At 74.1% G+C, this 26,948-nt stretch carries 21 protein-coding genes; 16 read left to right on the forward strand and 5 right to left on the reverse strand.

The window, feature by feature from the left end; translation table 11 throughout:
- Nucleotides 1–144: 144 nt before the first annotated feature.
- Nucleotides 145–999 (reverse strand): esterase/lipase family protein, encoded by an 855-nt coding sequence (locus ACH4LD_RS25345; protein WP_398056454.1) that lies wholly within the window; start codon nucleotides 997–999, stop codon nucleotides 145–147.
- Between the two features lie 221 nt (nucleotides 1,000–1,220).
- Between ACH4LD_RS25345 and ACH4LD_RS25350 the strand changes: the two genes are divergently transcribed.
- Nucleotides 1,221–1,643 carry a cobalamin B12-binding domain-containing protein gene (locus ACH4LD_RS25350; protein WP_398056453.1) on the forward strand — a complete coding sequence of 141 codons (423 nt, stop codon included), beginning with the start codon at nucleotides 1,221–1,223 and terminating at the stop codon, nucleotides 1,641–1,643.
- A gap of 399 nt (nucleotides 1,644–2,042) precedes the next feature.
- Here ACH4LD_RS25350 and ACH4LD_RS25355 read toward each other — a convergent pair whose 3' ends face one another.
- Together ACH4LD_RS25355 and ACH4LD_RS25360 are read right to left on the reverse strand one after the other, a co-directional pair.
- Nucleotides 2,043–3,857 (reverse strand): DUF5691 domain-containing protein, encoded by a 1,815-nt coding sequence (locus ACH4LD_RS25355; protein ID WP_398056452.1) that lies wholly within the window; start codon nucleotides 3,855–3,857, stop codon nucleotides 2,043–2,045.
- 62 nt (nucleotides 3,858–3,919) lie between these two features.
- Nucleotides 3,920–5,275, reverse strand: coding sequence for an SWIM zinc finger family protein (locus tag ACH4LD_RS25360; RefSeq protein WP_398056451.1), 1,356 nt, complete (start codon nucleotides 5,273–5,275; stop codon nucleotides 3,920–3,922).
- 132 nt (nucleotides 5,276–5,407) lie between these two features.
- Here ACH4LD_RS25360 and ACH4LD_RS25365 point away from each other — a divergent pair, with 132 nt between their 5' ends.
- From ACH4LD_RS25365 to sucD, 5 genes are all read left to right on the forward strand, one after another.
- The gene (locus ACH4LD_RS25365) at nucleotides 5,408–6,538 is read left to right on the forward strand and encodes an AAA family ATPase (RefSeq protein WP_398056450.1); all 1,131 of its coding nucleotides are present in this window, start codon (nucleotides 5,408–5,410) and stop codon (nucleotides 6,536–6,538) included.
- Nucleotides 6,535–9,384, forward strand: a complete 2,850-nt coding sequence (locus tag ACH4LD_RS25370; protein WP_398056449.1) for a DUF5682 family protein — start codon at nucleotides 6,535–6,537, stop codon at nucleotides 9,382–9,384. The genes ACH4LD_RS25365 and ACH4LD_RS25370 overlap by 4 nt, the downstream gene beginning before the upstream one ends.
- A complete protein-coding gene (locus ACH4LD_RS25375; RefSeq protein ID WP_398056448.1) occupies nucleotides 9,381–10,700 on the forward strand; it encodes a VWA domain-containing protein in 1,320 nt (439 codons plus the stop codon). Before ACH4LD_RS25370 ends, ACH4LD_RS25375 begins: the two co-directional genes overlap by 4 nt.
- Nucleotides 10,701–11,223: 523 nt before the next feature.
- The gene (sucC, locus tag ACH4LD_RS25380) at nucleotides 11,224–12,402 is read left to right on the forward strand and encodes an ADP-forming succinate--CoA ligase subunit beta (protein ID WP_132786829.1); all 1,179 of its coding nucleotides are present in this window, start codon (nucleotides 11,224–11,226) and stop codon (nucleotides 12,400–12,402) included.
- Nucleotides 12,403–12,428: 26 nt separating this feature from the next.
- Nucleotides 12,429–13,313: a succinate--CoA ligase subunit alpha gene (sucD, locus tag ACH4LD_RS25385; protein WP_103817658.1), complete on the forward strand. Its 885-nt coding sequence runs from the start codon at nucleotides 12,429–12,431 to the stop codon at nucleotides 13,311–13,313.
- 75 nt (nucleotides 13,314–13,388) lie between these two features.
- On the opposite strand, the gene ACH4LD_RS25390 is transcribed toward sucD, so the two are convergent.
- On the reverse strand, nucleotides 13,389–14,264 hold the full coding sequence (locus ACH4LD_RS25390; RefSeq protein WP_398056447.1) for a sigma factor-like helix-turn-helix DNA-binding protein: 876 nt from the start codon (nucleotides 14,262–14,264) through the stop codon (nucleotides 13,389–13,391).
- A gap of 96 nt (nucleotides 14,265–14,360) precedes the next feature.
- Between ACH4LD_RS25390 and ACH4LD_RS25395 the strand changes: the two genes are divergently transcribed.
- Nucleotides 14,361–16,481, forward strand: coding sequence for a DUF6350 family protein (locus ACH4LD_RS25395; protein ID WP_398056446.1), 2,121 nt, complete (start codon nucleotides 14,361–14,363; stop codon nucleotides 16,479–16,481).
- A gap of 6 nt (nucleotides 16,482–16,487) precedes the next feature.
- Here ACH4LD_RS25395 and ACH4LD_RS25400 read toward each other — a convergent pair whose 3' ends face one another.
- Entirely contained in the window at nucleotides 16,488–17,546 is a 1,059-nt protein-coding gene (locus tag ACH4LD_RS25400) for a hypothetical protein (RefSeq protein WP_398056445.1), read from the reverse strand.
- A 293-nt stretch (nucleotides 17,547–17,839) separates the two neighbouring features.
- Between ACH4LD_RS25400 and purN the strand changes: the two genes are divergently transcribed.
- From purN to ACH4LD_RS25445, 9 genes are all read left to right on the forward strand, one after another.
- Nucleotides 17,840–18,478 carry a phosphoribosylglycinamide formyltransferase gene (gene purN / locus ACH4LD_RS25405; RefSeq protein ID WP_132786823.1) on the forward strand — a complete coding sequence of 213 codons (639 nt, stop codon included), beginning with the start codon at nucleotides 17,840–17,842 and terminating at the stop codon, nucleotides 18,476–18,478.
- Nucleotides 18,475–20,037, forward strand: coding sequence for a bifunctional phosphoribosylaminoimidazolecarboxamide formyltransferase/IMP cyclohydrolase (purH, locus tag ACH4LD_RS25410; protein ID WP_398056444.1), 1,563 nt, complete (start codon nucleotides 18,475–18,477; stop codon nucleotides 20,035–20,037). Before purN ends, purH begins: the two co-directional genes overlap by 4 nt.
- A 151-nt stretch (nucleotides 20,038–20,188) precedes the next feature.
- Nucleotides 20,189–21,130 (forward strand): 3-oxoacyl-[acyl-carrier-protein] synthase III C-terminal domain-containing protein, encoded by a 942-nt coding sequence (locus ACH4LD_RS25415; RefSeq protein WP_398056603.1) that lies wholly within the window; start codon nucleotides 20,189–20,191, stop codon nucleotides 21,128–21,130.
- Nucleotides 21,131–21,208: 78 nt separating this feature from the next.
- Nucleotides 21,209–22,609 carry an ATP-grasp domain-containing protein gene (locus ACH4LD_RS25420; RefSeq protein WP_398056443.1) on the forward strand — a complete coding sequence of 467 codons (1,401 nt, stop codon included), beginning with the start codon at nucleotides 21,209–21,211 and terminating at the stop codon, nucleotides 22,607–22,609.
- Nucleotides 22,610–22,611: 2 nt separating this feature from the next.
- On the forward strand, nucleotides 22,612–23,895 hold the full coding sequence (locus ACH4LD_RS25425; protein ID WP_398056442.1) for a type III PLP-dependent enzyme: 1,284 nt from the start codon (nucleotides 22,612–22,614) through the stop codon (nucleotides 23,893–23,895).
- Nucleotides 23,896–23,919: 24 nt separating this feature from the next.
- On the forward strand, nucleotides 23,920–24,189 hold the full coding sequence (locus ACH4LD_RS25430; protein WP_103817665.1) for an acyl carrier protein: 270 nt from the start codon (nucleotides 23,920–23,922) through the stop codon (nucleotides 24,187–24,189).
- A 2-nt stretch (nucleotides 24,190–24,191) separates the two neighbouring features.
- The gene (locus tag ACH4LD_RS25435; RefSeq protein WP_398056441.1) at nucleotides 24,192–25,070 is read left to right on the forward strand and encodes a hypothetical protein; all 879 of its coding nucleotides are present in this window, start codon (nucleotides 24,192–24,194) and stop codon (nucleotides 25,068–25,070) included.
- Nucleotides 25,071–25,077: 7 nt separating this feature from the next.
- Nucleotides 25,078–25,791 (forward strand): hypothetical protein, encoded by a 714-nt coding sequence (locus tag ACH4LD_RS25440; RefSeq protein WP_398056440.1) that lies wholly within the window; start codon nucleotides 25,078–25,080, stop codon nucleotides 25,789–25,791.
- The gene (locus tag ACH4LD_RS25445) at nucleotides 25,788–26,948 is read left to right on the forward strand and encodes an acyl-CoA dehydrogenase family protein (protein WP_398056439.1); all 1,161 of its coding nucleotides are present in this window, start codon (nucleotides 25,788–25,790) and stop codon (nucleotides 26,946–26,948) included. The genes ACH4LD_RS25440 and ACH4LD_RS25445 overlap by 4 nt, the downstream gene beginning before the upstream one ends.

Raw genomic sequence — 26,948 nt, forward strand, 5'->3', positions numbered from 1 at the left:
CCTTGGCCTTGCGTTCGAAGAGTGTTCGATGTCGAGTGGCGAGGTGCGGGCTGTGCGTCGGTGGTGCGTCGGCTGTGCGCCGAGCGGTGCGTCCGCTGTGCGCGGGCTCCGCGCTCCGGTCGCGGCCGGGCCTCTAGGCCACCGTCAGGCCACCGTCAGGCCGCCGGCGGCCCGGTCCTCGGATTGCGGGGTGTCCAGGGCCTCGCGTATCCCGGCCGCTACGGCGGGATGCACGGGCAGGGCGAGATGGCCGATGCCGGTCACCCGGACGTTCTGCGCGTCCAGGTCCGGGTGCTCCAGTCGGGCCGACTCCAAGGGGTCCATCAGCGAGTCCAGGTCGCTCCAGAAGCTCACGAAGCGGGTCCGGCAGCCGGGGGCGGGCCGGGCCAGTTCCTCGATGACCGCGGAGCCGGGCCGCATCTGCCGCACGATCGGGTGCGCGTCCGCCAGTGGCGCCACCCGGGTCCCCGAGTGCGGGGTGCCGAGGGTGACCAGCGTGCGTACCCGCAGGTCACCGCCCAGGCACTGGGTGTAGTAGCGCGCTATCAGGCCCCCGAGGCTGTGCCCGACGATGTCGACCCGGGCACTGCCGGTGCGCTCGCAGATCTCCTCGATGTGCCGGCCGAGCAGCTCGGCCGCGATGCGAATGTCGCAGGTCAGCGGCGAGTAGTTGAGTGACTCCACCCGGTGCCTGCCGTGCTGGGCGAGGGTGCGGCGGAGCAGGACGAACACCGATCGGTTGTCGATGAAGCCGTGCAGCAGGACGACCGGCGACGCGGGGCGGACCGGCAGCCGGGCGGCGCCGTCCGGGGCGGGCAGGACGCCGGAGCGCCGCTCCTGGATCAGGCCGGTCGGATACAGCAGGAGGTGGCCCGCCAGGATCGCCGCCTCCAGGGCCGTCGCCCGCAGCAGCGTCATGGACAGTCCGGCCAGTCTGCCGGGCCACAGACGGCGGCAGAGCGGGAGGAAGGAGAGCGGCAAAACCCCGGTGACCTTCATGGGCACCTCCTGTCGGCACACCGGGGGACGGCTCGACCCCCGTGTGCCCTCATGTCCCACCATGTGATTTCCCCCTCGGAGCGCACCGTAAAACTGCCGCTTGCGGGATGCTGGAGATAACGTTCGTTCACTTCGCGACGGTGGCGGAACGCGCCAAAAGTGCGGTACTTGTCGATACGGACGGAAGCGATCGCTTCCGTGGTCGCTTGATGGAGGCAGTGATGGGTGTGGCAGCCGGTCCGATCCGCGTGGTGGTCGCCAAGCCGGGGCTCGACGGCCACGATCGTGGGGCCAAGGTCATCGCGCGGGCCCTGCGCGACGCCGGTATGGAGGTCATCTACACCGGGCTCCACCAGACGCCGGAACAGATCGTCGACACCGCCATCCAGGAGGACGCCGACGCGATCGGCCTGTCCATCCTCTCCGGCGCCCACAACACGCTGTTCGCCGCGGTCATCGAGCTGCTCCGGGAGCGGGAGGCCGAGGACATCCTCGTCTTCGGCGGCGGCATCATCCCGGACGAGGACATCCCGCCGCTGAAGCAGAAGGGCGTGGCGGAGATCTTCACCCCCGGGGCGACCACCGCGTCGATCGTGGAGTGGGTCCGCGAGAACGTCCGCCAGCCGGCGGCGTCGGGGGGCTGAGCGAGTGCCTCCGGCGGTTGCGCGGCGGCTTCCGGGGGTGTGGGTGCGGGGTTGCTTCCGGGGGTTGCGGGGCGGCTTCCGGGGGATTTGGGGCTGCTTCCACGGCTGCTGGTCTGTCCCCGGCGGTGGGGGTCCGTTTCCGCCCGGCAGGTGGCTGACCTGGGCCGTTGCGCGACCGTCCCTCGATCGGTCCGTTACGCGACTGCCTCTCGCCGAGCCATTACGCGACTGCCCCTCGTCGAGCGGTTCCGCGACTGCTGCCGGCGGTGCCGTTCCGCGATTGCTGCCGGCGGTTCCGCGGCTGCTCATGCTCGGTAGGCGGCGGCCGGCCTCGGACGTTACGTGGTGCCCCCGGCCGTTCCGCGCCTGCCCCCGGCGGCCGGGTGGCTCCTTTGCGGGTTACGCGGCTGCCTCCCGTGGCCGTGCCGGAGGTTCCGGCGGTTGCGCGGGTGGGCTCGGCGGTGGTGTGGCCGGGGCGGGCTGGGTCAGTTCCCGGGTCATCGTCGCCCGCAGCCGCAGGGTCGTGACCAGCCGCTGGAACGCCTCCGCCCAGTACCCGCCGGCCCCGGGCGCGGCGTCCTCCCGCTCGTCGGGCACCGCCAGCAGCGCCTCCAGCCGGACGGCCTCCGCCGGGTCCAGGCAGCGCTCCGCCAGCCCCATCACCCCGCTGAAGGACCACGGGTAACTGCCCGCGTCCCGAGCGATGTTCAGGGCGTCCACGACCGCCCGGCCCAGCGGGGGAGCCCAGGGGACGGCACACACCCCGAGCAACTGGAACGCCTCCGACAGGCCGTGCGTGGCGATGAACCCGGCGACCCACGCCGCCCGTTCCGCCGGATCCAGCGCGGCCAGCAGCTTCGCCCGCTCCGCCAGGGACACCGCGCCCGGCCCGCCGGCCTCCGGTGCCGACGGCGACCCGAGCAGCGCCCGCGACCAGGCGGCGTCCCGCTGCCGTACCGCCGCCCGGCACCAGGCCGCGTGCAGCTCACCCTGCCAGCCGTCCGCCACCGGCAGCGCCACGATCTCCTGGGGCGTGCGCCCGCCGAGCCGCTGCGACCAGGCGCCGAGCGGGGCGGCCTCCACCAACTGGCCCAGCCACCACGACCGTTCCCCCCGGCCCGCGGGCGGTGCGGCCACGACCCCGTCCCGCTCCATGGCCGCGTCGCATTCGAGCGGCGCCTCCACCGCGATCGCCGGCCCGCTCCCCGTACGGTCCAGGGCCACACACGCCGAGGCCCGTACGGCCATCCGTGCGGCGAGCGCCGAGTCCGGCAGCGCCGACAGCAGTTCCGCCGCAGTCGCCCGGACATTGCGGCTGCGGTCGCCCAACGCCCGCTCAAGGAAGGGTTCGTCCGCGTCCGACAGGCCCGTGCGCAGGGAGTCGAGGAACATCAGCCGGTCCTCCGCCCGCTCCGTCGCCCACGTCGACGCCAGCAACTCACGGCCCAGCGCGGGCGTGCGGGCGCGCAGGGCCCCCAGCAGCGCCGCCCGCTCGGCGAACAGCCCCTCCTCCCACAACCGGTGCACCGCCTCGGCGTCCTCCGGATCGGGCAGCGCCGCGCCGCCCCCCGGGGCCGCGCGCAGGGCGAACCGCCAGTCCGGGTTCAGTCGGGCCAGCCACAGCGCGCGCGGGCCGGCGAAGGCCAGCGCCGCCGGACGCAGGTCCGTGCGGCCCCTGGCCGCGTCCAGCAGTGCGGGCAGCAGCTGCGGGGGTGCCGCGTACCCGTGCGCGTTGGCCGCCGCGAGCCACTGGGGGAGCAGCTCCATGAGGTCCGGGGAGCTGCCCCGCCGGCCGCCGGCCGCGCCGCCGGACCGGTCGGCCAGCAGGGTGGTGAGTCGGCGGGCCGCCGGTGCGGGCAGGGAGGGGCGTGGATCGACGGGTGCCGGAGCGGGCCGCCGCGCCGCCCGAGCGGGCCGCAACCCGGCCCGCCGCCGTACGGTCGCGACGGCCGCCGCGTCGAGCAGCGCCACCGGGGCCGGGCGACCCGGCACGACATGCGCCGGGGCACGCCGGTCGGTACCGAGGAGCGCGGTGGTGACCAGGTCCTCCCAGGAGGGTGCCGGGGCCGGCTGGGAGGGCGCCGGGGCCTGTGGGCGGTCTGCGGAGGAGTCGATTGAGTCGTCCGCGGTGCTCGCCGGCTTCTCCCAGGAGTGCCCCGGATCGGCCGCGTCCCCGTCACCCCGTGTCCCGTCGCTGGGCGGTGCCCCGTTCATCACGTTCCCTTCCCCTCCTGCTGTCCTTCCGCCTTCTTCCCTTCCGCGTTCGCCCGCAGGGTTCAGCACAGCGGCACCGCCTCGCCCTCTCCCCCCGCCCAGGCCGTGAGCGGGGTGAAGCCGCGGTGGCCGCACTCGCCGAAGACCGTGACGGGGGCGCCGCCGGACAGGGCGACCAGTCGCCACAGGCCGGGCCGGGAGCGGGCGGCCCGGGTCACCGGCAGGGCCGTGTCCGTGTCCGCGTCGGCCAGTTGCCAGCCCTCACCGTCCGGGACGGGCGTCACCCGGTCCAGGGTCACGGGGACCGCGTCCAGCCACGGGTCGTCACGCAGGGCCTCGCCGTACCGGGCCGCCGCCTCGGCCGTCGTCACGCCGGGTGGGCGGAACGCGGCCGGGGCCGGCGGGGCGAACCGCACGCCCAGGGCGGCCCGGGACCGGCCGGAGCCCGGATACGCCGTCAGCTCCGCCTCCAGGGCGAGGCCCACCGGCAGGGACAGCTCAGGTGCCCGGCCCGCCGCTCCGTAGGACAGCAGCAGCCGGGTACCGCCGGACTCGGCGCCGTGCAGCCATATCCGGCGCGTCGTCAGTTTCGGGTCCACCTTGTCGTACTGGGCGAGGACCAGCCAGCGGTCGCGCACCGGCGGGCCGTCCGGCGTGGCGGGCAGGCCGAGCCGGGAGCGGACCGTGGCCGCGAGGCCGTCCGGCAGCCGGTCGCGGTGCAGCCAGCCCTGGTCGAGCAGGTGCAGCAGCGCGCACTCCTCCAGCAGCCGCGCCGGCCAGCCCGCGCCGGACGCCGGGACCGCCCCCAGTTCCCGGACGCGTGCGGCCAGTCCTGGCGCCTGGGCGTCGACCATGCGGGCCGCCGTCTCGTCCCACAGGCCGTACCCCGCGTGTTCGACCGCGGCCAGACCGCCGCGCAGCAGGTCGGCCAGGCGCTGCTCCAGTTCGCTCGCGCCCGCCGTGACCCGCTCGGCCCGGCGTTCGGCCCGCCGCCGGGCCGCCTCCGGATCGGCGGGCCCGGCGGCCGGACCCCCCTCGGCTTGCTTGCGCTGGGTCTCGGCACGTCCGCGCCGGCCCGCGAGCCACTGCCCGGCCCACTCCGGCGGCTGCGCGGCGGCCGGCACCGCGCCGTCGTCACCCGCCCACAGCAGAAGCAGCCCGAGCGCGTGCTTGCACGGGAACTTACGGCTCGGACAACTGCACCTGTACGCCGGCCCGGCCGCGTCGGCCAGGTCCACCACCGTCTGGTACGGCCTGCTGCCGCTGCCCTTGCACAGCCCCCACACCGTCCCCTCTCCGCTGCCCGTCCCGGACCACGGCCCGGCCACGGCGAGTTTGCTGCCCGCCTTGCGTGACGCGGCGTCAGGCGCCAGTGCCAGCACCTGGTCCGCGGTCCAGCGCACCCCCTGCTCAGTCATGTCTCCGACGGTAGGTCCCGCCACTGACAATCGGTCCGGCGAGCACGTTTGTGCTGGTCAGAGCGATTGTCAGTGGCGTGGTGCACGGTGGATGCCAGATCCGAACCGGCCGAGCTGGAGGGGGCCTCAGCCATGTCTGTGTCCGTGGAACCGACGACCGCCGCACCCGACCGCGACGAGACCGCGCAGGCGCTGCGACCGCACGCCGAGCACGCCTTCGCGGCCGAACTCGCCGCGCTCGCCGCCCAGGACGACCGCCCGCGCCCGGCCCGCTGGAAGCTGTCGCCGTGGGCGGTGGCGACGTACCTGCTCGGCGGCACCCTGCCGGACGGCACGGTGATCACACCGAAGTACGTGGGCCCGCGCCGCATCGTCGAGGTCGCTGTCACCACGCTCGCCACCGACCGCGCCCTGCTCCTGCTCGGTGTGCCCGGCACCGCCAAGACCTGGGTGTCGGAACACCTGGCCGCCGCCGTGAGCGGTGACTCGACCCTGCTGGTGCAGGGCACGGCCGGCACGCCGGAGGAGGCGATCCGGTACGGCTGGAACTACGCGCAGCTCCTCGCGCACGGCCCGAGCCGCGACGCGCTCGTGCCCAGCCCCGTCATGCGCGCCATGGCCGAGGGCATGACGGCCCGGGTGGAGGAGCTGACCCGCATCCCGGCCGATGTGCAGGACACGCTCATCACGATCCTGTCCGAGAAGACCCTGCCCATCCCCGAGCTCGGCCAAGAGGTCCAGGCGGTCCGCGGCTTCAACCTCATCGCCACCGCCAACGACCGCGACCGCGGGGTCAACGACCTCTCCAGCGCCCTGCGCCGCCGCTTCAACACCGTGGTGCTGCCGCTGCCGGAGAGCGCCGACGCCGAGGTCGACATCGTCACCCGCCGGGTCGAGCAACTCGGCCGCTCCCTCGACCTGCCGGCCGCGCCCGACGGCATCGAGGAGATCCGCCGGGTCGTCACCGTCTTCCGCGAGCTGCGCGACGGCATCACCGCCGACGGCCGCACCAAGCTGAAGTCGCCCAGCGGCACGCTGTCCACGGCGGAGGCGATCTCCGTCGTCACGAACGGCCTCGCGCTCGCCACCCACTTCGGCGACGGTGTGCTGCGCCCCGGGGACATCGCCGCCGGCATCCTGGGCGCCGTCGTCCGGGACCCGGCGGCCGACCGGGTCGTCTGGCAGGAGTACCTGGAGACGGTCGTCCGTGAGCGCGAGGGCTGGACCGACTTCTACCGCGCCTGCCGGGAGGTGAGCGCATGACCGGGACCGGCGGGAGCACGGCGTACGCCTCCGGGCCGCTGCTGCTCGGAGTCCGGCACCACGGGCCCGGTTCCGCGCGCGCGGTGCGGGCCGCGCTGAACGCCGCCCGGCCGGCCGTCGTCCTGATCGAGGGACCGCCCGAGGCCGACGCGTTGATCCCGCTGGCCGCCGACCCGGGCCTGCGGCCTCCGGTCGCCCTGCTCGCCCACGCCGTGGACGAGCCCGGCCGCTCGGCCTTCTGGCCGTTCGCGGAGTTCAGTCCCGAGTGGGTGGCCATCCGGTGGGCCCTGGAACAGGGCGTACCGGCCCGCTTCATCGACCTGCCGGCCACGCACACGCTGGCGTGGCAGAAGGAAGCGGGCGAGTCGGGTCACGACGGCGGCAACAACGGCAACAACGGCGACGACGGCGACGACGGCGACGACACAGGAGAGCCCGGGCCCGCACCCGATCCCGGCTCCGGTCACGATGACCAGATCCGTGTCGACCCCCTCGCCGTGCTCGCGGAGGCGGCCGGGTACGACGATCCCGAGCGCTGGTGGGAGGACGTCGTCGAGCACCGGGGGCCGGGCGCCCGTGACCCCTTCGCGCCGTTCGCGGCGGTGGCGGAGGCCATGGGAGCGCTGCGCGAGCGGTACGGCGCCGGCGGGCGACCCCGGGACCTCGTCCGCGAGGCACACATGCGGCTCAGGCTCCGGGACGCGCGCAAGGAGTTCGGCGACGCCGTGGCTGTGGTCTGCGGGGCCTGGCACGTGCCCGCGCTGCGCGAGCGGACCACCGTCACCGCCGACCGGGCGCTGCTCAAGGGGCTGCCCAGGACCAGGACCGACCTGACCTGGGTGCCGTGGACGCACCGCAGGCTGGCCCGGTCCGGCGGCTACGGCGCCGGCATCGACTCGCCCGGCTGGTACGGGCATCTGTTCCACGCGCCCGACCGGCCGGTCGAGCGGTGGTTGACCAAGGTGGCCCGGCTGCTGCGCGAGGAGGACCGGATCGTGTCCTCCGCGCACGTCATCGAGGCCGTACGGCTCGCGGAGACCCTGGCCGCGCTGCGGGGCCGCCCGCTGCCCGGCCTGGGGGAGACCACCGACGCGGTGCGGGCGGTGCTGTGCGACGGCTCGGACGTGCCGCTGGCGCTGGTGCACGACCGGCTGGTGGTCGGGGACGCCCTGGGCGAGGTCCCGGAGTCGGCGCCCGCGGTGCCGTTGCAGCGCGACCTGGCCCGGCAGCAGCGGTCGCTGCGGCTGAAACCCGAGGCGCTGGAGCGTGAGCTGGAGCTGGACCTGCGCGGGGACACCGACGCCGACCGCAGCAGGCTGCTGCACCGGCTGCGGCTGCTCGGCGTCTGCTGGGGCGAGCCGGCCCGGTCCCGGGGGAGCACGGGCACGTTCCGGGAGACCTGGCGGCTGCGCTGGGAGCCCGAGCTGTCGGTGCGGGTCGCCGAGGCCGGCGTGTGGGGGACGACCGTCCACGCGGCGGCACGGGCCAAGGCGGAGGCGGACGCCACGGGGGCGGAAGCACTCGCCGACGTCACCGCGCTGGCCGAACAGTGCCTGCTGGCCGGGCTGCCGGACGCGCTGCCCGTGGTCATGCGGGTGCTCGCCGACCGGGCGGCCCTGGACACCGACGTCGGCCACCTCGCCCAGGCCCTGCCCGCCCTGGTCCGCTCGCTGCGCTACGGCGACGTGCGCGGCACCGACACCGGCGCGCTGGCCGAGGTCGCTGCGGGCCTCGCCGAACGCGTCTTCGTCGGCCTGCCCCCGGCCTGCGTCGCACTCGACACCGACGCGGCCGAGGAAATGCGCGGCCATGTGGACGCCGTGCACACGGCAGTGGGACTACTGACGGAGAGCCTGCCCGGTGTGGCCGCGGGGGCGGCAGGTGAGGGCGCCGGTGTGTCCGCCGGTAGGAGTGGGAGCGGCGCTGGTGCGGCTGCGGGGACGGATGGTGATGGCGCCCCTGGCCGTGCGGGGAGTGGCGGAGGAGGCGCCGGTGCGGCTGCGGGGACGGATGGTGATGGCGCCCCTGGCCCTGCGGGAGGTGCGGGCGCGGCCGGCGGGGGCGCCGGTGCGTCCGCCGGTGTGGGCGGGGGCGGCGCCGGTGCGGCTGCGGGGGCGGCCGGCCGTGGTGCCGGTGCGGTTGCCGGCGGTGGAGGGCTGCGGGAGCGTTGGCGGGCCGTGTTGCGGGTGCTGTCCCTGCGGGACACCGCGCCCGGTGTCATCCGGGGCCGGGCCGTGCGGCTGTTGCTGGACGACGGGGCACTGGCACCCGAGGAGGCGGCCCGGCTGATGGGGCTCGCGCTGTCGCCGGGCACGCCGCCCGCCGCTGCCGCCGCCTGGGTGGAGGGCTTCGCCGGTGGCGGGGGTGGCCTGCTGCTCGTGCACGACGAGCGGCTGCTCGCCCTGCTGGACACCTGGCTGACCGGGGTTCCGGCGGACGCCTTCACGGACGTACTGCCGCTGCTGCGGCGCACCTTCGCGGCGTACGAGCCGGGGGTGCGCAGAACCCTCGGTGAACTGGTCCGGCGCGGCCCCGCAGGCCGGCCCGGCGGGGACACCGTCCAGGGAGCCACGATCCCCGGCTTCGCCGCCGAACCGGACACCGGGCGTGCCGACGCCGTCCTCCCGGTACTGCGGCTGCTGCTCGGCCTGGACGCGCGCCTCGACACGGCGGTGCCCGCCCCGGCGCACAGCTCTCCGCATGGCGCGAGCGCGGCACGTGAGGCGACGGACACCCCGTCGCACGGCGCCACGCACACCCCTCCACCGGGCGCGACGCGCGAAGCGATACACGAGACGCCACCCGATTCCACGTACGACGACTGCCTCACGGGGGTGGGCACATGACGAACAGGACATGCAGGACGGCCAAGACGGACAGCTCGGCCGCCACCGCCAAGGCTCCTGAAACCGCCACGGCCCCTGCCACCGCCCCGGCCACTGCCACGGCGGACAGCTCGGTCACGGCCGCCGTGACTGCCGGCACGGGCGAGTCGACGGCGTCGGCCGCGGGCGTCGACCCTGCGCGGGAGCGGCTGCGGCGGTGGCGGCTTGTGCTCGGTGGGGACCAGGCCGACGGCACCGGGTACGCGCTGTCCGGGCGGGACGCGGCGATGGACGGCACGCTGGCAGCGCTCTACGGCAGGGGTGACAAGCCGCAGTCGGGCCGGGACCGGTCGGCGGGGCTCGGTGCCTCGGCGCCGTCCGTGGCGCGCTGGCTCGGGGACATCCGCCGCTACTTCCCGTCCTCCGTCGTCCAGGTCATGCAGCGCGACGCCATCGACCGCCTCGGCCTCGCGTCCCTCCTGCTGGAGCCGGAGATGCTGGAGGCGGTGGAGGCCGACGTGCACCTGGTCGGCACGTTGCTCTCGCTGCACAAGGCGATGCCGGAGACGACCCGGGAGACGGCCCGCGCGGTCGTGCGCAAGGTGGTGGAGGACCTGGAGAAGCGGCTCGCCACCCGCACCCGGGCCACCCTCACCGGCGCCCTGGACCGCAGTGCCCGCGTCACCCGCCCGCGCCACCACGACATCGACTGGAACCGCACCGTCGCGGCCAACCTCAAGCACTATCTGCCCGAGCACCGCACCGTCGTACCGGAGCGGCTCATCGGCTACGGGCGGGCCGCGCGGTCGGTGAAGAAGGAGGTCGTGCTCTGCATCGACCAGTCCGGGTCGATGGCGTCGTCCGTGGTGTACGCGTCGGTGTTCGGCGCGGTCCTCGCCTCCATGCGGTCCCTCAGCACCCGGCTGGTCGTCTTCGACACGGCGGTCGTCGATCTGACCGACCAGCTCGATGACCCGGTCGACGTGCTCTTCGGCACCCAGCTCGGCGGCGGTACGGACATCAACCGGGCGCTCGCCTACTGCCAGGCGCAGATCACCCGGCCGGCCGAGACCGTCGTCGTGCTGGTCAGCGATCTCTTCGAGGGCGGTATCCGCCAGGAGATGCTCAAGCGGGTCGCGGCGATGAAGGCGTCGGGGACGCAGTTCGTGGCGCTGCTCGCGCTGTCGGACGAGGGGGCGCCCGCGTACGACCGCGATCACGCGGCGGCGCTGGCCGCGCTCGGCGCACCGGCCTTCGCCTGCACTCCCGACCTGTTCCCCGAGGTGATGGCCGCCGCGCTGGAGAAACGGCCCCTGCCGATACCGGAGACGGCGTGACACCGGACGGCGTGACACCGGACGGCGTGACACCGGCCCGGAAGGGGCACCCGGTATCCGGAGTGGGTGGCGCGCACAGCACACACAGTGCCGCGCACAGCTTCCGCGGGGTGGCCGGCCCGGGTGGCCGAAAGCCGTCGGCTCGTCCGGGCGGAACCCCGCGGACGGGGTGCGTGGTCCCCATTGGGGTGGGGATCAAGCGCCCCGGCCCCGGGGCGACCCGGGGCCGCCAGGGGGGTCTCACCGGGTCAACCCCAGCCCGGTGAGGCCTCGCACAACGCCCGTACCGCACGCGGAGGCGGCACGCCGTGCCAGGGAAACCGGCATCATGTGACAGGTATCACCGCTCAGGTGTGACCCGCGATTTAGAGGGCCCCCGCAAGCAGCGATAACCTGCGAGACGGACATGCCGCGCGCTCGGACACCGTGTGCGCTTCCCTAGTGACAGCGGACGTCACGTTGCCCTTCGCGGCACGCCCACGCATCCAACGAACCGCGAGATCACTGATAGGGACGGAAGCGCGTGGACCTGTTCGAGTACCAGGCGAGGGACCTCTTCGCCAAGCACGATGTACCGGTGCTGGCCGGTGAAGTCATCGACACGCCTGAGGCGGCGCGCGAGATCACCGAGCGTCTGGGCGGCAAGTCCGTCGTCAAGGCGCAGGTGAAGGTCGGTGGTCGCGGCAAGGCCGGTGGCGTCAAGCTGGCCGCCTCCCCGGACGAGGCCGTCGCCCGCGCGACGGACATTCTCGGCATGGACATCAAGGGCCACACGGTCCACAAGGTCATGATCGCCGAGACCGCTCCGGAGATCGTCGAGGAGTACTACGTCTCCTTCCTCCTCGACCGTGCGAACCGCACCTTCCTCTCCATCGCCTCCGTCGAGGGCGGCATGGAGATCGAGGAGGTGGCGGCCACCCGCCCGGAGGCCGTCGCCAAGACCCCGATCGACCCGATCGACGGTGTGGACGAGGCCAAGGCCCGCGAGATCGTGGAGGCCGCCCAGTTCCCGGCCGAGGTCGCGGACAAGGTCGCGAACGTCCTCGTCAAGCTGTGGGACACCTTCATCAAGTCGGACGCCCTCCTCGTCGAGGTCAACCCGCTCGCGAAGGTCGCCTCCGGTGAGGTCATCGCGCTGGACGGCAAGGTGTCGCTCGACGACAACGCCGAGTTCCGTCACCCCGAGTACGAGGCGCTCCACGACAAGGCCGCGGCCAACCCGCTGGAGGCCGCCGCCAAGGAGAAGAACCTCAACTACGTCAAGCTCGACGGCGAGGTTGGCATCATCGGCAACGGCGCCGGTCTCGTCATGAGCACCCTGGACGTCGTCGCGTACGCCGGTGAGAAGCACGGTGGCGTCAAGCCCGCCAACTTCCTGGACATCGGCGGCGGCGCCTCCGCCCAGGTGATGGCGAACGGCCTGGAGATCATCCTGGGCGACCCGGACGTCAAGTCCGTCTTCGTGAACGTCTTCGGTGGCATCACCGCCTGCGACGAGGTCGCCAACGGCATCGTGCAGGCCCTGAAGCTCCTGGAGGACCGCGGGGAGAAGGTCGAGAAGCCGCTCGTCGTCCGCCTCGACGGCAACAACGCCGAGCTGGGCCGGAAGATCCTCACGGACGCCAACCACCCGCTGGTGCAGCGCGTCGACACCATGGACGGCGCGGCCGACAAGGCCGCCGAGCTGGCCGCCGCCAAGTAAGCACGAGGACGAGGACTCAAACCACCATGGCTATCTGGCTCAACAAGGACAGCAAGGTCATCGTCCAGGGCATGACCGGCGCCACCGGCATGAAGCACACCAAGCTCATGCTCGGGGACGGCACGAACGTCGTGGGCGGCGTGAACCCGCGCAAGGCGGGTCAGACCGTGGACTTCGACGGCACCGAGGTACCCGTCTTCGGCACCGTCAAGGAGGCCATCGAGAAGACCGGCGCCAACGTCTCCGTCATCTTCGTGCCGGAGAAGTTCACCAAGGACGCGGTCGTCGAGGCCATCGACGCCGAGATCCCGCTGGCCGTCGTGATCACCGAGGGCATCGCCGTGCACGACACGGCCGCCTTCTGGGCGTACGCCGGCAAGAAGGGCAACAAGACCCGGATCATCGGCCCGAACTGCCCCGGCATCATCACCCCGGGCCAGTCGAACGTCGGCATCATCCCGGGCGACATCACCAAGCCGGGCCGCATCGGCCTGGTGTCGAAGTCCGGCACGCTGACGTACCAGATGATGTACGAGCTGCGCGACATCGGCTTCTCCACCGCTGTCGGCATCGGTGGCGACCCGATCATCGGCACCACGCACATCGACGCCCTGGCCGCGTTCCAGGACGACCCCGACACCGACCTGATCGTGATGATCGGTGAGATCGGTGGCGACGCCGAGGAGCGCGCGGCCGCGTTCATCAAGGAGAACGTGACCAAGCCGGTCGTCGGTTACGTCGCGGGCTTCACCGCGCCCGAGGGCAAGACCATGGGCCACGCCGGCGCCATCGTCTCCGGCTCGTCCGGTACCGCCCAGGCGAAGAAGGAGGCCCTGGAGGCCGCGGGCGTCAAGGTCGGCAAGACCCCGACCGAGACGGCGAAGCTGGCCCGGGAGATCCTGAGCGCCTGACCTCCCCTCTCCGCAGTCGGTAGGCCCGTTCCCTCGCCGGGGCGGGCCTACCGCCGTTTCCTGGAGCGTCACCGCTCACTTCGGCTCCGGAGCCAGCCTCTCCGGCCCGCTCGCCTCCGACCGGTGGAGCTTCGTCCGCAGTTCCTGCTCGTGCCGGGAGAGCGGGCCCAGGCCGGCCGGCGGGGGAACGCCCTGCACCGCCTGCGCGGGTGCGACCGGGGCCTCGTAGCGCGTCGGTGCGGTGCGGAGCGTGAGCGTGGTCGCGCCGATGATCGTCACGGTGAAGGCGATGGCCGCCCGGGTCCAGAAGACGTTGCGGCGTTCGCTGCCGGTCCGTACCGTCGTCGACTTCTCCGCGCGCAGCCGCTCCCTGGAGGACAGTTCGAGCATGCGGCGGTGCAGCGTTTCCGGATCGGCCAGTTCCGGCAGCAGCGCGGCCACCGCCTCCCGGGCGTGGAGCAGCCGGCTCGCGGCGGCCGGTGTGCTCGCCTCCGTCTCCGCCGCCGTCTCCGGCAGGTCCAGGCCCACACCGTCGTACAGCACGAGCGTGCGCCGGTACGACGCCGGCAGCCTGAGCAGGGCGTTCAGCAGGGCCTGGTCGGCCGGGTCGGCGGGCGGGGGTTCCGGGGAGCGGTAGCGGGGGCGGAAGCGGTGCCAGGGGGAGAGCGCGCAGTCGTACGCGACCGCCCGTACCCAGCCGGCCGGGTCGCGGTCCCGGGCCACCTCGGGCCAGCGCTGCCAGGCCGTCTGGAAGGCCCGCTCCACGGATTCGCGGGCCAGCTCCCGGCGCCCGGTGAGCAGATAGGTCTGGCGCACGAGGGCGGGGGCGCAGAAGGCGTACAGCGCGTCGAAGGCCTGAGCGGGAGTCAGCGAGGGTGTCTGTTCGGGCGTCAGGCACGCCTCGGGCGAACGGTTCTGAGGGGCCGTCGGCTCGGGACTCTGTGTCGTCACGATGCACCCTTCTGTACGAAAAAGAACATAAACGTATATTGAGCGACACTTCGGAGGTTCGCCTGTTACGACGGGAAAGCGCGTGTCGTTGGGAGCATGGCGAGCGTGATCCAGATGACCGTTCGCCGCTCCTCGATGTCGCCCGTGGCCAACCGGATGCGCGACCGCTCACCCGGACTCGGCGCGAGCCTGCTGGGCGGTGCCGTCGCGGCCGGACTGGGCCTCGCCTCGTTCGCCGTGCTCGTGATGATGCTGTGGGTCAGCTCGCCCTATCCGGACAGCGGACCGGACGGCGCGCTGCACATCGCCGCCGCCCTGTGGCTGCTGGCGCACGGTGTGGAACTGACCCGCACCGACACGCTCTCCGGCGCGCCCATGCCCGTCGGCGTCACCCCGCTGCTGCTGCTCGCACTGCCGCTGTGGCTGCTGTACCGGGCGGCGCGGGACGCCACCGACGCGCCCGCCGAACCGGACGGCCCGCCACCCGTGCGGGCGCGTACGGCGTGGACGGGCGTGGTCCTGGGCTATCTGGGTGTCGGCGTCGCCGCGGCGCTGTACTGCTCCCGGGGTGAACTGCGCACGGAGTGGATCGGGGTGACGGTGTGTCTGCCGCTCGTCGCGGCGGGCGCGGCCGGTGCCGGGGTGTGGTCGGCGTACGGCCGTCCGCGCGAGCCGGTGCTGAGCGCGCTGGTGGTGGTGCCGGGACCGGTGCGGCGGCTGGTGTTCGGCACGGACGAGTGGGCGCGGCTGAGCGCGGCCGTACGCGCCGCCGGTGCCGCGACGACGGTGCTGTTCGGGGGTGGCGCCCTGCTGGTCGCGGTGTCACTGGTGTGGCACGGGGAGCCCGCGCGGGCCTCCTTCCTCCAGTTGACGCAGGGCTGGACGGGACGTTTCGCCGTACTCCTGCTCGGGATCGCGCTGGTCCCCAACGCGGCCGTCTGGGCCGCCTCGTACGCGCTCGGCCCCGGCTTCCTCCTCGGCGCCGGGCACCTGGTCCACCCGCTCGCCTCCGACCCGGCCCCGCTGCTGCCGCCGTTCCCGCTGCTGGCCGCGGTGCCGGAGCCGGGCGCCGGTACCCCGGAGAACTGGGTGGCGGGGGTGGTGCCGGCCGTGGCCGGGATGACGGCGGGGTGGTTCGTGGCGCGGGCGGCCGTGCGCCGGCCGGAGGCCGGGGGGCCGGCGCGGGCCCGCTGGTCGGCCGGCCGTACCGCCGGGGTGGTGCTGCTGACGGCACTGGTCTGCGCGGTGGCCCTCGCCCTGCTCGCCGCGCTGGCGGGCGGCCCCCTGGGGGTCGCCGCGCTGTCCCGCTTCGGCCCGCCGTGGTGGCGGACCGGGGTCGCGGCCGGGGTCTGGACGCTGGTGTTCGCGCTGCCGGTGGCCCTGATCGCCCGCGCCTGGCGGCTGCGCACCTGGCTGCGGCGCCACGACGGCACCCTGGCCGAGGGCTCGGGGCCGGGGGCCACGGCGCTGAAGGCGGCACAGGCCGGCAAGGGGGCGGCGACGCCGTCGGCCGGGGGGGCGGCGGTCGCGGGGAAGGGCGGTGCCGGGGTGGTGACGCCGGCGGTCGCGGGGAAGGCGAGGCGGACGGGAGAGGGAGTCGAGGCGGGGGCCGGGGAAGACGCGGGGGTGGCGGGGACCACGGGCCGGGACCCGGGCGGGGCGGCCGGTGAAGCGGGGCGCGGCGAGGGCGCGCCGGCCATGGCCGACGGCGATACCGGGAGCGGGGACACGGCGGGCAGGCTCAGGGTGTGGGCCCGGAGCAAGGACGGCAGGGCGGGTACGGCCGCTCGGGCGGGCGCGGTGGCCGGTGTGACCGGGGCGGAGGAGGGGGACCTGTACGAGGTCCTCCCCGCCGACGACGCGTTCCCGACCTCGTACCCGGCTCCGGTCCCCGCGCCGGTTCCGGATCCGGTCGCCGAGCCGTTCACCGCCGGCTGGCACGACGACGTCGCCCGCGCCTCCCGCTGGGCGGCCTTGAAGCAGGCGGCGGGAACCCAGGAGAACGCCCGGGAGACCTCCGGCGGGAACGGCCCCGAGGGCGCCGCCCCCGACACCGCACCCCGGCCATCCAAGGAGCACACCGGGACGCGCCCCGGGGCGCAGGCGGAGCCTCAGCCGGAGCACGACGCCGACCGGCGCCCTGAGTCCCGCCCCGACACCGACACCGACCCCGACCTCGGCCCGGGCCCCGGCCCCCGAGCGGGCTGGTCCGAGTGAGAGGCCTCAGCTGTTCGACGTGCCCAGCACGCCCCGCAGCTCACGCGGCAGCAGGGTGTCGCAGGACTGCTTGGCCTCGTGGGTGAGGGCGTCGTTGACGCAGGTGTAGTAGTCCCGGTAGACGAGCTGGACGGTGAAGGTGGAGGCCACCAGGACCAGCGCCAGGCCCGCTGTGACCAGGCCGCTGACGGCCGCCGTGGTCTGCGGCCGGCCGGCCGGGGCAGCAGGGCCGCCAGGGGCCGCCGGGGCGTCCGGGGACGGTCGGCGCGGCTTGGCGCGCAGGGCGCTGATGCCCCAGTACAGGGCGAGCGCGCCCAGCAGCAGGGCTACGTAGGGCCAGCTGAACAGGGCGAAGAAGACCGCCCACATGCCGGAGAGCAGGGCGTACCGCGCGCGGCGCTGGGCCGGGTCCGTCGGGTCCCAGCGCATGCCGGGGCCGCCCGGTCCGCCGGGGCCCTGCGGGCCGCCGCCCGGGCGTTGGCCGAAGCCGTCGGGGGAGCGGCCGGGCTGCCGATCGCTCCACTGACTGCCCCAGGGAGAGTGGCCACCGGGTCCCTGCCCGCCACCGGGCTGCCCGCCGGGCCCCTGACCCTGCCCCGGTCCGTGGCCGTACCCCGGACCGGGCCCGTGCCCCGGCCCATGACCGCCCTGCCCGGACCCCGGACCGCCCGGGCCCTGGCCGTGACCATGTCCGTGCCCCGTGCCGGACGGACTCCCGTGATGACGAGGCCGCCACGGCTGGTCCGGAGCACCCTCCGGCGGTGGCGCGAACGGGTTGTCGTCCTGCCGCCCACCATCCGGCCCCGAGCCACCGTGCCCGGAACCACCCTGCCCCGAGCTGCCCCATCCAGGACCACCGTGCCCGGAACCGTCCTGTCCGGAGCCGCCCCACCCGGGACCACCGTGCCCGGAACCTCCCTGCCCGGCGCCGCCTTGGCCGGAACCACCCCGTGGCGACTCCGCGGGCGGCGAGGTCGGACGCTCCCGCAGCAGTGCGGCGCCACGCTCGCCTCCCTGGGCAGGGCGCGGCGGGAACGTGAGGAGTCGCAGGCTGCGATCGGGCATCAAAAGAGCGTCTTCCCCTAGGTGACTACGGCTGTCCGGATGAGCTTCCACCCCGTGAACGCACCGCACGACGACCCGGTTCCCGAGGCTGCTCCTTCGTGACTCCGTGCGAACGCTACCGTCCGGCCGCCCACCCGTCCCGAGGGCCCCTTCCCGAGTGCCGGTATCGTTGCTGACGGTCGGCCGCTTCGTAGACTTCCCCGTATCCGGGGGCGCGAAGCATTCGTACGACTGTACAAACCGGCCGTACGAAACCGGCCGACACGGATCGCAACCCGAGAAAGGGCCCCATCGTGGCCGCCACCTCCGCCGGCCCGGCAGTCAAGCGCCTCGTCGTGCTGGTCTCCGGCTCCGGCACCAATCTGCAGGCGCTGCTGGACGAGATCGCCGCCGTCGGCGCCGAGGCGTACGGCGCCCGGGTCGTGGCCGTCGGCGCGGACCGCACCGGCGTCGAGGGGCTGGCCCGCGCCGAGCGCGCCGGCATCCCCACCTTCGTGTGCAGGGTCAAGGACCACGGCTCCCGGGACGAGTGGGACGCCGCCCTCGCCGAGGCGGTGGCCGCCCACCGGCCCGACCTCGTGGTCTCCGCCGGCTTCATGAAGATCGTCGGCAAGGAGTTCCTCGCGCGGTTCGGCGGCCGGTTCGTGAACACGCACCCGGCCCTGCTGCCCAGTTTTCCGGGGGCCCACGGAGTCCGTGACGCGCTCGCGTACGGCGCCAAGGTCACCGGCTGCACCGTCCACTTCGTCGACGACGGCGTCGACACCGGCCCGATCATCGCCCAGGGCGTGGTCGAGGTGCGGGACGAGGACGACGAGAGCGCGCTGCACGAGCGCATCAAGGAAGTCGAGCGAAGGCTGCTCGTCGAGGTCGTGGGGCGGCTCGCCCGCAACGGCTATCGCATCGAGGGACGAAAGGTAGTTATCCAGTGACCGCCGAGAGCAACAAGCGGGCCATCCGTCGCGCGCTCGTCAGCGTCTATGACAAGACCGGCCTGGAGGAGCTGGCCCGCGGGCTGCACGAGGCCGGTGTGGAGCTGGTCTCCACCGGGTCGACGGCCGGGCGGATCGCCGCCGCCGGCGTCCCCGTGACCAAGGTCGAAGAGCTGACCGGCTTCCCCGAGTGCCTGGACGGCCGGGTGAAGACCCTGCACCCGAAGGTGCACGCCGGCATCCTCGCCGACCTGCGGCTGGACAGCCACCGCGAGCAGCTCGCCGAGCTGGGCGTGGAGCCGTTCGACCTGGTCGTCGTGAACCTCTACCCGTTCCGCGAGACGGTCGCCTCCGGCGCCTCGGACGACGAGTGCGTGGAGCAGATCGACATCGGCGGCCCGTCCATGGTCCGCGCCGCCGCCAAGAACCACCCGTCGGTGGCCGTGGTCACCAGCCCGGAGCGGTACGCCGACGTCCTCGCCGCGGTGAAGGACGGCGGCTTCGACCTCGCCGCCCGCAAGCGGCTGGCCGCCGAGGCCTTCCGGCACACGGCCGAGTACGACATCGCCGTGTCCTCCTGGTTCGCCTCCTCCTACGCCCCGGCGGACGACTCGCAGTTCCCGGACTTCATCGCCTCCAGCCTGGAGCGCGCGCACACCCTGCGCTACGGCGAGAACCCGCACCAGCCCGCCGCCCTCTACACCTCCGGCGAGGGCGGGCTCGCGGCGGCCGAGCAGCTGCACGGCAAGGAGATGTCGTACAACAACTACACGGACACGGACGCCGCCCGCCGTGCCGCGTACGACCACGCCGAGCCCTGTGTCGCGATCATCAAGCACGCCAACCCGTGCGGCATCGCCGTCGGCGCGGACGTCGCCGAGGCGCACCGCAAGGCGCACGCCTGTGACCCGCTGTCCGCGTTCGGCGGTGTGATCGCCGTGAACCGGCCGGTCAGCAAGGAGATGGCCGAGCAGGTCGCGGAGATCTTCACCGAGGTCATCGTGGCGCCGGACTACGAGGAGGGCGCGCTGGAAGCCCTCACCAAGAAGAAGAACATCCGCGTGCTGCGCTGCCCCGACGGCCCGGCCCACCCGGTCGAGGTCAAGCCGATCGACGGCGGCGCGCTGCTCCAGGTCGCCGACCGGCTCCAGGCCGAGGGCGACGACCCGGCCCACTGGACGCTGGCCTCGGGTGAGGCCCTGGACGCGGACGAGCTGGCCCAGCTCGCCTTCGCGTGGAAGGCGTGCCGCGCGGTGAAGTCCAACGCGATCCTGCTGGCCAAGGACGGCGCCTCGGTCGGCGTCGGCATGGGCCAGGTCAACCGCGTCGACTCCTGCAAGCTGGCCGTCGAGCGGGCCGGCGAGGAGCGGGCCCGGGGTGCCTACGCGGCCTCCGACGCCTTCTTCCCCTTCCCGGACGGCCCGCAGATCCTCATCGACGCCGGTGTCCGGGCGATCGTCCAGCCGGGCGGTTCGATCCGCGACGAGCAGGTCGTCGAGGCCGCCAAGAAGGCGGGCGTCACGATGTACTTCACCGGGACGCGCCACTTCTTCCACTGAGCCGCACCCGCTGACCCCGCCGAGTCCCGCCCGTCCCCGACGGGCGGGACTCGGCCGTATCCGGACCTCACCCGTCCGCAAGCGCCCCCGGCCGGCCGCCCGCGACAACGGTCAGCAATGTTTCAGTCCATCGTCAGCGGTGGACGCGAGGGTGGTGGGCATGACGTCGATCGTGGCAGTCTCCAGCGCCCTCCCCGACACCATCCCGATCGCCCGGTTCCACCGCGAACTCGGGCTGACGGACGTCCAGTTGCGGCGCTACCAGCGCTTCTACGGGCTGTCGGACGTGTGCCGCGACCCGGAGGCCGACGAGACGCGGCTGCTGCTGCGCGCCGTGGCCAAGCTCGCGGAGCTGCGCGGGCAGGAGGAGCGGGTCAGGTACGTGCTCCAGGCCCGCACCATGCCCGCCCCGCTGCCGTACCCGCTGACCTCGCTCGGCCCGGTCCAGGACGAACTGGGGCTGCGCCACGCCACCGCGTTCGTCGTCTCCCAGCACGCCTGCGCCTCCGGCCTGCTCGCCGTCGACCTGGCCGGCACCCTGCTCGCCGCCGACCCCGACCCGGACGCCCTCGCCCTCGTCCTGACCGGGGAGAAGGCCGGCACCGGCCACAACCAGTCCATCCCCGACGTCACCGTCATGGGCGAGGGCACCGCCGCGCTGCTGGTCAGCGCCGACCGCACCGGGCGCAACCGGATGCTCGGCTACGCCGCCCGCACCCACAGCCGGTTCGGCACCGAGTTCATCATGGGCGCCGAGGCCGCCGCCGACTTCCAGGACCGGTACGGGCCCGGCCTGTGCGAGGTCATCGCGGCGGCCCTGGAGGAGGCCGGCTGCACCCTCGACGAGCTGGCCCTCGTCCTGCCGCACAACGTCAACCGGCTGTCCTGGATCGGCGTGTGCCGCACCCTCGGGCTGCCCCTGGAGCGGGTCTTCCTCGACCTGGTGCCGCACACCGGGCACTGCTTCTGCGCCGATCCCTTCATCAACCTGCAGAGAGCCACCGAGGTCGGCCGGCTGCGCCCCGGCGACCGCTATCTGATGACCAGTGTCGGCCTGGGCGCGACCTTCGCCGCCATGGTCTTCGAGCACTGAGCCCGCGAGCCCGCGCCGAACCCGGTGCGCCCGCGGCCCCGCCGGCCGCCGCGCACCCGAGAGATTCAAGAGGTCGACATGCAATCACCGCCCCCCGGTTTCACCGGCCGGCTCAAGCGCGCCGTCACCGGTGACGCGGGCACCCCGCTGGTGTTCTTCGGCAACTTCGAGGTGGAGAACCAGTGGGCCCTCGGTGAGCCCGCCCTGCCCCGGGTCGCCGCGCACGCGGGCAGCGCCGTCGTCAACCGCATGGACGAGTTCGCGCTGCTGCTCGGCGGCAAGGACGACCACGTGGTGCTGAAGACCGCCGTGGACGACGGTTACCGCGCCTACCTGGAGGGACTCGGCCTCGCCCTGCCCACCGTGCACGTGGTCGCCGGGCAGGAACCCCGGCGCACGGTCAGCGAGGACGCCCTCGCCGACCCGGACCTGCTGCGCACCCTCACCGCGCTCGCCGCCGACGGCGCCCGGCTGACCGCCCACGGCATCTCCACGGTGGAGGAGGAGCTGGCCGAGCGGACCGGGTTGCGGCTCGCGGCCCCGCCCGCCGACCGCTGCAAGCACGTCAACAGCAAGGTCTACAGCCGCCGGCTCGCCGACGAGCTGGGCATCCGGCAGGCGCGCGGCTGGGCCTGCGAGACCCCGGAGGAGCTGGCGGCGGCGGTCGCCGCGGCCGGCGAACTGCTCGCCGCCGGGCACCGGGTCGTGGTCAAGGACGCGTTCGGGGTGTCCGGCAAGGGCATCGTCGTGGTGGACAACGAGCGGACGCTGGCCCGGCTGCACCGCATGGCCGCCGCCCAGGCCGAGCGCACCGCACGGGCCGCCGGCACCGCCGTACGCACCGCGCTGGTCATCGAGGAGTGGGTGGCCAAGCGGGCCGATCTCAACTACCAGTTCACCGTGGACCGCGACGGCGGTGTGCGCTTCGACTTCGTCAAGGAACTGCTCACCGAGGGCGGGGTCCACAAGGGCCACCGCATGCCCGCGCGGCTCACCGGGCCGCAGGTGGCGCAGATCCGCGAGACCGCGCACCGGCTGGGCGAACGCCTCGCCGCGGACGGCTACTTCGGGGTCGTCGGCGTCGACGCGATGGTCGACCCGGACGAGGGCCTCTACCCCGTGGTGGAGATCAACGCCCGGAACAACATGTCCACCTACCAGGCCGTGGTGCACGAGGTCCTGGCCGGACCCGGCGACGTCGCCGTCGCCCGCCACTTCACCGTGCGCCCGCACCGCCCGCTGCCCTTCGAAGAGCTGCGCGAGCTGCTCGGACCGACGCTGCTCACCGAGCCCGGCGCACACCCGCACGGCCTGTTCGTCAACAACTACGCCACCGTCAACGCCGCGGCCGCCGACGCCGGCGGGAACGGCTTCGAGGGACGGCTGTACGGCGTGCTCCTCGCCTCCTCCGACACGGAGATCCAGGCCCTCGACACGGACATCACCCGCCGCCTCGCGGCCCTGACGGAACGGAGCTGACCATGAGCGACGCCTTCGAGGTGCAGGGCCTGAGCGTCAGCCGGCTCGCCGAGGAGTTCGGCACCCCGCTGTACGTGTACGACGGTGAGGAGATCACCGGCCGCTTCCGGGACCTGCGGACGCGCCTGCACCCCGCCCTGGAGGTCTTCTACTCCCTGAAGGCCAACCCCAACATCTCCGTGTGCGCCCTGCTGCACCGCAGCGGCGCCCGCGCCGAGGTGTCCTCGCTGACCGAGCTGGTCACCGCCCGGCGCGCCGGGGTGGACCCGCACGACATCATCTTCCTCGGCCCCGGCAAGAGCGCCGCCGAGCTGGCCGCCTGCCTGGACGCGGACATCCACGCCATCGTCTGCGAGAACCTGGACGAACTCGCGATCGTCGACCGGGCGGCCCGCGAGCGGGGCGTCACCGCGCGGGTGATGCTGCGCGTCAACCCGGCCTTCTCCGTGAAGGGTTCGGGCCTGACGATGGGCGGCAAACCCCGCCAGTTCGGCATGGACGAGGAGCAGCTGCTCGCCGCCGGCCCCGGCCTCGCCGCCCGGTACGACGCCGTACGCCTCATGGGCGTCCAGGCGTACCTGGGCACGCGCATCCTCAACGAGGACATCGTCGTCGACAACACCCGGCGCATCCTCGACCTCGCCGAGCGGCTCGCGGAGCGGATCGGCTTCCCTCTTCAGACCGTCGACGTCGGCGGTGGCCTCGGCATCGCCTACTTCGACAACGAGAAGGACCTGGACGTCGCCGAGCTGACCACCCGGCTCAACCCGGTCGTGGAGGCCTTCCGCACCCGGCACCCCGACACCCGCATGATCATGGAGCTGGGCCGGTTCCTGGTCGCCGCGTCCGGCACCTACGTCACCCGGGTCCGCTACACGAAGACCTCGATGGGCGAGAACTTCGCGGTCACCGACGGCGGCACCAACCACCACATGGCGGCGGTCGGCATCGGCTCGTACGTCAAGCGCAACTTCCCGATGGCCGCGCTGGAACGCCTCGACGAGCAGCCCACCGAACCGTGGAACATCACCGGGCCGCTGTGCACCCCGAACGACGTCATCGGCAAGAAGGTGCCCATGCCGCCGCTGCGCGCCGGCGACCTGGTCGGCGTGCAGCGCTCCGGCGCCTACGGCCCGACCGCCTCGCCGGTGCACTTCCTCAGCCACGGCTACCCGGCCGAGGTCCTCGTCCTGGACGGGACCGCCCATCTGATCCGGGAACGCGACGACAGCGAGGCGATGCTCGCCCGCCAGCGGCTGTACGACGCCGGTCCCGGCGCCCACTGAACTCACCACCAGAAGGAGAACGGCATGACCGAGAACACCCTCACCGAGCGCGGCCGCTACCTGGACGCCGTCCGGCAGGGCCTGACCGAGGTGCTGAACAAGGACGTCACCGGCGCAGAGGAGGGCGTCCGGCTCTTCGACGAGCTGGGCCTGGACTCCAGCAGCGCGCTCGAACTGCTCATCACCATCGAGGAGATCCTCGACACGCAGTTCGACGCCGAGGAACTGGAGATGACGCACTTCGAGACGGTCGGTTCGCTCGCCGACTTCGTGGCGGCGGAAGCGGGCGCCTGAGCATGTTCCGCGCGACCGCGCCGGTACGGCCCGCGGCCCCGGCGGCCGGCGCCGCGGGCGGTGTGCCCCGGCTGCTGCGGGCCGGCCGGTACGCGCCGGCCGGGCCCGGCACGCCGTACGTACCGGCCGCCGACCGGGAGGAGTTCTTCCGGCAGCTCGGCGCCCCGCACGGGGTGCCGTTCGACCGCGCCGGGTTCGCCGCCGCGCCCCGCCGCACCTCCGTGGAGCTGGCCCGGGGCGCGCTCACCGCACTGGGCCCGCTGCCCGCCGAGGAGGCACCCGAGGTGGCCGTGGTGGCCTCGGCCGCCCCCGACTTCGAGCACGCCGAGCTGGTCGGGTCCTGTGTGCAGGGCTTGCTGCCCGGCGAGCCGCTGACGTTCGGCGTGTCCGACCAGGGCATGCTGGCACCCTTCAGCGCGCTGCGGGTGGCGCTGGAGTACGCCCGGCGCCTCGGCTCGCGGCGGTTGCTGGTGCTGGCCGTCGACCAGAGCAGCCAGCCGTTCGCCCTGCCGGCGGAGCATCCCGCGGCCGTCCGCGCGGACGTGGCGGTGGCGCTGCTGTTCGAGTGGGGCGGCGGCGCGGACCCGGTGCACGGCACGGGGCAGCGGCCCTGGCCGGCGCCCGGGGCCGCGGTGCCGTGGGACGTGGAGCTGCCGCTGGTGGCGGGCGCCGGGGTGCGCACCGCCGTGTCCGGGGTGTGGCCCTGGGCGACCTGGGCCGGTACCGGGCAGCCGGCCACGGCGGTGTGGTCGGCGCTGGCCGGCCTCGCGGGTGGCGGACCGGCCCGGGTGGTCGTGGCCGAGCACGATCCGCAACGCGCGGTGCTGGCGCACTGCACGCTCGACCTCGGGATGCCGGGGCGGACGACGACGGGGGAGTGAGACGACGATGACGGTTCCGCCCGAGGTGCGGGAGCACGGCGAGCAGGCCCGGACGAGCGCTCGCACGGACGGCCTGGTCCCCGCGCTGACCCTGCTGGTCCGCGCCCTGTCCCCGAAGGCGCCGCCCCGGGGCCCGCGCGGCCACGCGGTGCTGCCGAAGGAACTCCTGGAGGAGTTCGCGGCGGAGGAGGCGGCCACGCGGGAGGCACCCGGTGCCCCTGGCACGGAGGGCGTGGAGGACGCCGGCCCGCTCCCGGGGCTCGCCGTGCTGCGCCCGGCGCCCGGGGAGACTTCCGAACCCGCCCCGCCCGCGTGGGGATGGGCCCTGGCCTGGCTGCGGCTCGGCATGTCCGAGCGGCTGCGGGACGCCTGCCTGGCCCACCTGGCGGCCCGGCAGAGCGAGGGCACCTCGCTGCTGATGCAGCAGATGGTGAAGGGCACGCTCGCCGACGTCCTGCTGGAACACCTGGAGATCGAGGGCGTCCTCGACGACCTCAGCACCGGCCGGACCGGGCCCCTCGGCCCGCTGCGGCCCGCCGGTGACGAGCGGCACCTCGCCGGTCTCCAGGAGCAGATCACCCGTGTCGACCGCGCGCTGCTGCGGCTGCTGGGCGCCCACGGCTTCACCACGGAGGGCCCGGGCGCGGCCGCCCACGCCTCCGAACTGCTCGCCGACGCCTACGGCACGGCCGGACCCGGCACCGCACGGGAGGACGCGTGATCAGCCTGCCCGCCTCGCTGGCCACGGCACACCGGGAGGTGAGCCGCTGGGCCGACGACCTCCGGCAGGGCGCCCTGGAGCTGGACCGGGACCCGGACGCCATCCACCGCCACCTGGACCTGCCCGCCGTACGGTTCCTCGCCGGCCATCAGGTGCCCGCCGACTGGGACCGGGAGAGCGCGGCCCCCGGGAGCGGGCCCGCGCACGGACTGGCCACCCTGGAGCGGGTGCTGGTGAGCGAGGAACTCGCCCGCGGCGACGCCGGGATGATGCTGGCGTCGCCGGGTGCGTCGATGTGCGGGGTGCTGCTCGGTGTGCTGGGTTCCCCCGAGCAGCGCGCGTGGGTCCACGGCCTGCTCGCCGAGCGGACCCGCTGGACCTGCTTCGCGCTGACCGAGCCCGAACGCGGCTCGGCCATCGGCGAGATGACGAGCACCCTCACCCCGGTGGGCGACGGCTCGTACGTCCTGGACGGCGAGAAGCGCTACGTCGGCAACGCCGCCCGCGCCGACCTGGGCGCCGTCTTCGCCCGGGTCGCGGGCACCGAGCGGCTGGGCGTGCTGGCGGTGCTGGTCGACACCTCCGACCCCGGTTTCCACGCCGAGCCGCTGCCCACGGTCGGGCTGCGCGGCGCCCAGCTCACCCGGATCCGGCTCGACGGGGTACGGGTGCCGGCCGAGCGGGTGCTGGGCACGCATCTGCCGCCGACCCGGCGCGGCATGTGGAGCATCGTGCACGTCTTCAACCGGCTCCGGCCGAGCGTCGCCGCCATCGCCCTGGGCATCGCGCGGGCCGCCCACGACTACGTCGGCGAGCACCGGCTGTCGTTGCGCGGCCCGGAGCGGGAGGCGTACGAGGAGCTGGGCCGGCGGATCGACGCGGCGCGGTCGCTGACCTACCGGGCGGCCCTCGCGGTGGACCGCAGGCCCTCCGCCGGGCATCTGGCGTCGGCGGCGAAGGCCAGGGCCTGCGAGGTCGCCGAGGAGGTGACGCTGCGCGCCCTGGGCTTCTTCGGCCCCGGTGCCCGTATCGACCATCCGCTGCTCGACAAATGGGCCCGGGACGCCCGGGGCGTGGAGTTCATGGAAGGCACCCGGAACATCCAGAAACTCAACCTGTTCCAGGGGCTCCACACCGGAAAGGTGGGCCGGAACTGA

The sequence above is a fragment of the Streptomyces sp. NPDC017676 genome (genome assembly GCF_044329325.1).
Classification (GTDB): domain Bacteria; phylum Actinomycetota; class Actinomycetes; order Streptomycetales; family Streptomycetaceae; genus Streptomyces.

Coding starts and splice junctions, on each gene's coding strand:
- ACH4LD_RS25345 (WP_398056454.1), bottom strand. CDS start 999: ATGAAGGTCACCGGGGTTTTGCCGCTCTCCTTCCTCCCGCTCTGCCGC.
- ACH4LD_RS25350 (WP_398056453.1), top strand. CDS start 1,221: ATGGGTGTGGCAGCCGGTCCGATCCGCGTGGTGGTCGCCAAGCCGGGG.
- ACH4LD_RS25355 (WP_398056452.1), bottom strand. CDS start 3,857: ATGAACGGGGCACCGCCCAGCGACGGGACACGGGGTGACGGGGACGCG.
- ACH4LD_RS25360 (WP_398056451.1), bottom strand. CDS start 5,275: ATGACTGAGCAGGGGGTGCGCTGGACCGCGGACCAGGTGCTGGCACTG.
- ACH4LD_RS25365 (WP_398056450.1), top strand. CDS start 5,408: ATGTCTGTGTCCGTGGAACCGACGACCGCCGCACCCGACCGCGACGAG.
- ACH4LD_RS25370 (WP_398056449.1), top strand. CDS start 6,535: ATGACCGGGACCGGCGGGAGCACGGCGTACGCCTCCGGGCCGCTGCTG.
- ACH4LD_RS25375 (WP_398056448.1), top strand. CDS start 9,381: ATGACGAACAGGACATGCAGGACGGCCAAGACGGACAGCTCGGCCGCC.
- sucD (WP_103817658.1), top strand. CDS start 12,429: ATGGCTATCTGGCTCAACAAGGACAGCAAGGTCATCGTCCAGGGCATG.
- ACH4LD_RS25395 (WP_398056446.1), top strand. CDS start 14,361: ATGGCGAGCGTGATCCAGATGACCGTTCGCCGCTCCTCGATGTCGCCC.
- ACH4LD_RS25400 (WP_398056445.1), bottom strand. CDS start 17,546: ATGCCCGATCGCAGCCTGCGACTCCTCACGTTCCCGCCGCGCCCTGCC.
- ACH4LD_RS25420 (WP_398056443.1), top strand. CDS start 21,209: ATGCAATCACCGCCCCCCGGTTTCACCGGCCGGCTCAAGCGCGCCGTC.
- ACH4LD_RS25425 (WP_398056442.1), top strand. CDS start 22,612: ATGAGCGACGCCTTCGAGGTGCAGGGCCTGAGCGTCAGCCGGCTCGCC.
- ACH4LD_RS25430 (WP_103817665.1), top strand. CDS start 23,920: ATGACCGAGAACACCCTCACCGAGCGCGGCCGCTACCTGGACGCCGTC.
- ACH4LD_RS25435 (WP_398056441.1), top strand. CDS start 24,192: ATGTTCCGCGCGACCGCGCCGGTACGGCCCGCGGCCCCGGCGGCCGGC.
- ACH4LD_RS25440 (WP_398056440.1), top strand. CDS start 25,078: ATGACGGTTCCGCCCGAGGTGCGGGAGCACGGCGAGCAGGCCCGGACG.